General features: G+C 45.5%; 2 tRNA genes and 3 rRNA genes. All 5 read left to right on the top strand.

From position 1 onward, the window contains the following. The first annotated feature begins 418 nt into the window (after positions 1-418). Positions 419-1944 (top strand): 16S ribosomal RNA (locus BXY80_RS13805). A gap of 87 nt (positions 1945-2031) precedes the next feature. Then, a tRNA-Ile gene (locus BXY80_RS13800) sits at positions 2032-2105 on the top strand. Between the two features lie 75 nt (positions 2106-2180). After that, positions 2181-2254, top strand: a tRNA-Ala gene (locus BXY80_RS13795). A 152-nt stretch (positions 2255-2406) separates the two neighbouring features. Further along, a 23S ribosomal RNA gene (locus tag BXY80_RS13790) occupies positions 2407-5233 on the top strand. A 118-nt stretch (positions 5234-5351) separates the two neighbouring features. After that, a 5S ribosomal RNA gene (gene rrf, locus BXY80_RS13785) occupies positions 5352-5459 on the top strand. The 16S, 23S and 5S rRNA genes sit together here with 2 tRNA genes alongside, the layout of an rRNA operon. The last annotated feature ends 2 nt before the right edge of the window (positions 5460-5461 follow it).

The raw sequence follows: 5461 nt of genomic DNA, 5'->3' as shown, positions 1-5461 counted from the left end.
ATCTCTAAAGTCTTTATTACAAGGGTTGTAAGAATGCGGTAAAAAAATAAATAAAAAAAAGATAAAAAAAGGGTTGTGAATAAAGAAAAGGGTTTTATATTTGCAGCCGCTAAAAACGGTAACGTTAATAGTATTAAGTTCATGATAAGATATTGGTTTTATGAGATAGAGAGGGTGTAATAATTTTTTCTGAAAAAAAAATCAAAAAAGATTGTGGGTATTAAAAAAGGGTTTTATATTTGCACCCGCTTAGGAGATAAACGCCCTGAGGAAAGAAAAAAGTTCATTAACATATTGAATTGACAGCGTAAGGAAGTTATTGGAAACGATAATTTTCAAACAAGAGAATAGACCATTTTGAGTACTGAAATAAAATTCCAATTAGTTGTTAAAATATAGTCGTAAGACTTAAAATTTAACGATGAAGAGTTTGATCCTGGCTCAGGATGAACGCTAGCGGCAGGCCTAACACATGCAAGTCGAACGGTAACAGGGAAAAGCTTGCTTTTTTGCTGACGAGTGGCGCACGGGTGCGTAACGCGTATACAATCTACCTTTTACAGGGGGATAGCCTTTAGAAATGAAGATTAATACCCCATAGCATTTAATGTATGCATATATATTAAATTAAAGTTTCGGCGGTAAAAGATGAGTATGCGTTCTATTAGCTAGATGGTATGGTAACGGCATACCATGGCAACGATAGATAGGGGCCCTGAGAGGGGGATCCCCCACACTGGTACTGAGACACGGACCAGACTCCTACGGGAGGCAGCAGTGAGGAATATTGGACAATGGAGGCAACTCTGATCCAGCCATGCCGCGTGCAGGAAGACTGCCCTATGGGTTGTAAACTGCTTTTATACAGGAAGAAACACCTCTACGTGTAGAGGCTTGACGGTACTGTAAGAATAAGGATCGGCTAACTCCGTGCCAGCAGCCGCGGTAATACGGAGGATCCAAGCGTTATCCGGAATCATTGGGTTTAAAGGGTCCGTAGGTGGATAATTAAGTCAGAGGTGAAATCCTGCAGCTCAACTGTAGAATTGCCTTTGATACTGGTTATCTTGAGTTATTATGAAGTAGTTAGAATATGTAGTGTAGCGGTGAAATGCATAGATATTACATAGAATACCAATTGCGAAGGCAGATTACTAATAATATACTGACACTGATGGACGAAAGCGTGGGGAGCGAACAGGATTAGATACCCTGGTAGTCCACGCCGTAAACGATGGTTACTAGCTGTTCGAACTTCGGTTTGAGTGGCTAAGCGAAAGTGATAAGTAACCCACCTGGGGAGTACGTTCGCAAGAATGAAACTCAAAGGAATTGACGGGGGCCCGCACAAGCGGTGGAGCATGTGGTTTAATTCGATGATACGCGAGGAACCTTACCAGGGCTTAAATGTAGATTGACAGGACTAGAGATAGTTTTTCCTTCGGGCAATTTACAAGGTGCTGCATGGTTGTCGTCAGCTCGTGCCGTGAGGTGTCAGGTTAAGTCCTATAACGAGCGCAACCCCTGTTGTTAGTTGCCAGCGAGTCAAGTCGGGAACTCTAACAAGACTGCCAGTGCAAACTGTGAGGAAGGTGGGGATGACGTCAAATCATCACGGCCCTTACGTCCTGGGCTACACACGTGCTACAATGGTAGGTACAGAGAGCAGCCACTTCGCGAGAAGGAGCGAATCTATAAAACCTATCACAGTTCGGATCGGAGTCTGCAACTCGACTCCGTGAAGCTGGAATCGCTAGTAATCGCATATCAGCCATGATGCGGTGAATACGTTCCCGGGCCTTGTACACACCGCCCGTCAAGCCATGGAAGCTGGGAGTGCCTGAAGTCCGTCACCGTAAGGAGCGGCCTAGGGTAAAATTGGTAACTAGGGCTAAGTCGTAACAAGGTAGCCGTACCGGAAGGTGCGGCTGGAACACCTCCTTTCTAGAGAAAGACGACTAAGAGGAAAGAAATAAGGAAAAGAATAGTTTATTCTCCTGCTGTTAATTTAATTTTTATAATAATAAGTAGAGTCTCATAGCTCAGCTGGTTAGAGCGCTACACTGATAATGTAGAGGTCGGCAGTTCGAGTCTGCCTGAGACTACTAATTATAAAGGAAATTCTAGAAGTTGGGATTCAACGTTAAAAGATCTGAATTCTAAATTTAGGTTTCATAAATGGGGGATTAGCTCAGCTGGCTAGAGCGCCTGCCTTGCACGCAGGAGGTCATCGGTTCGACTCCGATATTCTCCACGATTCTGTATTAATACAGAAAAAAGTTCATTGACATATTGAAAAAAGATACATAAAAATAAAGTATAACTATTTTATAGTTATGCGATTCGTAATTAGTTAAGGTTTACGAGCTTTTAACTAATTATAAACTCATTAAAAAGACAAAAGTACAATAAGCTAAATAAGAGCGTATGGGGAATGCCTAGGCTCTCAGAGGCGATGAAGGACGTGATAAGCTGCGAAAAGCTGCGGGGATTGGCACATACAATTTGATCCGTAGATATCCGAATGGGGCAACCCAGCATGTTGAAGACATGTTACGTCCGTAAGGACGAGCAAACCCGGAGAACTGAAACATCTAAGTACCCGGAGGAGAAGAAAACAAAAGTGATTCCGTAAGTAGCGGCGAGCGAACGCGGATTAGCCCAAACCAGTATTGTTACGGCAATGCTGGGGTTGTAGGACTGCAATATTTGATGCGTAATGAATTAGAACACTTTGGAAAGAGTGACCATAGAGGGTGATAGTCCCGTATAAGTAAAGACCGTTATTAATAGCAGTATCCTGAGTAGTGCGGGACACGTGTAATCCTGTATGAATTTGGCGGGACCATCCGTTAAGGCTAAATACTCCTGAGAGACCGATAGTGAACTAGTACCGTGAGGGAAAGGTGAAAAGAACCTTGAATAAAGGAGTGAAAAAGATCCTGAAACCATACGCTTACAAGCGGTCGGAGCCCTTTGGGGTGACGGCGTGCCTTTTGCATAATGAGCCTACGAGTTACCGTTGCTAGCAAGGTTAAGGACTTCAGGTCCGCAGCCGTAGCGAAAGCGAGTCTGAATAGGGCGCTTTAGTTAGTAGTGGTAGACGCGAAACCGTGTGATCTACCCATGGGCAGGGTGAAGCTGTGGTAACACACAGTGGAGGCCCGAACCGGTTGACGTTGAAAAGTCTTCGGATGACCTGTGGGTAGGGGTGAAAGGCCAATCAAACTCGGAAATAGCTCGTACTCCCCGAAATGCATTTAGGTGCAGCGTTGATTTATAGTTTTATAGAGGTAGAGCTACTGATTGGATGCGGGGGCTTCACCGCCTACCAATTCCTGACAAACTCCGAATGCTATAAAATGTTAATCAGCAGTGAGGGCATGGGTGCTAAGGTCCATGTCCGAGAGGGAAAGAACCCAGACCATCAGCTAAGGTCCCCAAATGTATGTTAAGTTGAATAAACGAGGTTGAACTGCTTAGACAGCTAGGATGTTGGCTTGGAAGCAGCCATTCATTTAAAGAGTGCGTAACAGCTCACTAGTCGAGCGGTTCGGCATGGATAATAATCGGGCATAAACATACTACCGAAGCTATGGACTTGTAAAAGTGGTAGGGGAGCATTGTAGTGGCGTTGAAGGTGTGCTGTGAGGCATGCTGGAGTAGCTACAAAAGAAAATGTAGGCATAAGTAACGATAATGCGGGCGAGAAACCCGCACACCGAAAGACTAAGGTTTCCTCAGCTATGCTAATCAGCTGAGGGTTAGTCGGGACCTAACGCGAACCCGAAAGGGGAAGTGGATGGACAACAGGTTAATATTCCTGTACCTGCTCACACTAAAAGTGACGGAGGCGTATATTTGGTGCGTGCTGACGGAATAGCACGTTGAAGCCAGTGGTAACACGGCGATAGTACACTGAGACTACGGTCAAGGTGATAATCCAGAGAAGCGACTTCCAAGAAAAGCGAGTGAAGCAGCCCGTACCCTAAACCGACACAGGTAGTTGGGATGAGAATTCTAAGGTGCTCGAGAGATTCATGGCTAAGGAACTAGGCAAAATAGACCCGTAACTTCGGGAGAAGGGTCGCCTTCGGTAAAACGGAGGCCGCAGTGAAAAGGTCCAGGCGACTGTTTATCAAAAACACAGGGCTCTGCTAAATCGAAAGATGATGTATAGGGCCTGACACCTGCCCGGTGCTGGAAGGTTAAGTGGAGGGTTTAGCGCTTGCGCGAAGATCTAAAATGAAGCCCCAGTAAACGGCGGCCGTAACTATAACGGTCCTAAGGTAGCGAAATTCCTTGTCGGGTAAGTTCCGACCTGCACGAATGGTGTAACGATCTGGACACTGTCTCAGCCATGAGCTCGGTGAAATTGTAGTATCGGTGAAGATGCCGATTACCCGCAGTGGGACGAAAAGACCCCGTGAACCTTTACTATAGCTTAGTATTGGCTTTGGATAAGTAATGTGTAGGATAGGTGGGAGACTATGAAGTGGCGTCGCTAGGCGTTGTGGAGTCATTGTTGAAATACCACCCTTTGCTTATCTAGAGTCTAACGTCTAACGACGGACAGTGCTTGGTGGGTAGTTTGACTGGGGTGGTCGCCTCCAAAAGAGTAACGGAGGCTTCTAAAGGTTCCCTCAGCACGTTTGGTAACCGTGCGTAGAGTGCAATGGCATAAGGGAGCTTGACTGAGAGACATACAGGTCGATCAGGTACGAAAGTAGAGCATAGTGATCCGGTGGTTCCGCATGGAAGGGCCATCGCTCAAAGGATAAAAGGTACTCCGGGGATAACAGGCTGATCTCCCCCAAGAGCTCATATCGACGGGGGGGTTTGGCACCTCGATGTCGGCTCGTCACATCCTGGGGCTGGAGAAGGTCCCAAGGGTTGGGCTGTTCGCCCATTAAAGTGGCACGCGAGCTGGGTTCAGAACGTCGTGAGACAGTTCGGTCTCTATCTACTGTGGGCGTTAGAAATTTGAGTGGATCTGACTCTAGTACGAGAGGACCGAGTTGGACTAACCTCTGGTGTATCTGTTGTTCCGCCAGGAGCATTGCAGAGTAGCTACGTTGGGAAAGGATAAGCGCTGAAAGCATATAAGCGCGAAACCTACCACAAGATGAGATTTCTTTAAAGGGTCGTGGAAGATGACCACGTTGATAGGCTATAGGTGTAAAGGCAGTAATGTCATAGCCGAGTAGTACTAATAACCTATAGGCTTATTGTACAGCCGTTTTTTTACACTTCGACACACTCAGTGCGAAGGAGTTGCAATATTATTTTTATGATGTTTTTTTTCAATATGTTAAGATATTAGTGTTGATTATTTATAACAACCAAAAATTTAAGGTGGTTATAGCGATGGGGCTCACCTCTTACCATTCCGAACAGAGAAGTTAAGCCCATTTGCGCCGATGGTACTGCATTTGTGGGAGAGTAGGTCGTTGCCTTTTTT

The organism is Ichthyenterobacterium magnum (genome assembly GCF_003610635.1).
Taxonomy (GTDB): Bacteria; Bacteroidota; Bacteroidia; order Flavobacteriales; family Flavobacteriaceae; genus Ichthyenterobacterium; species Ichthyenterobacterium magnum.
This window is presented reverse-complemented; position numbering and strand designations above follow the sequence as displayed.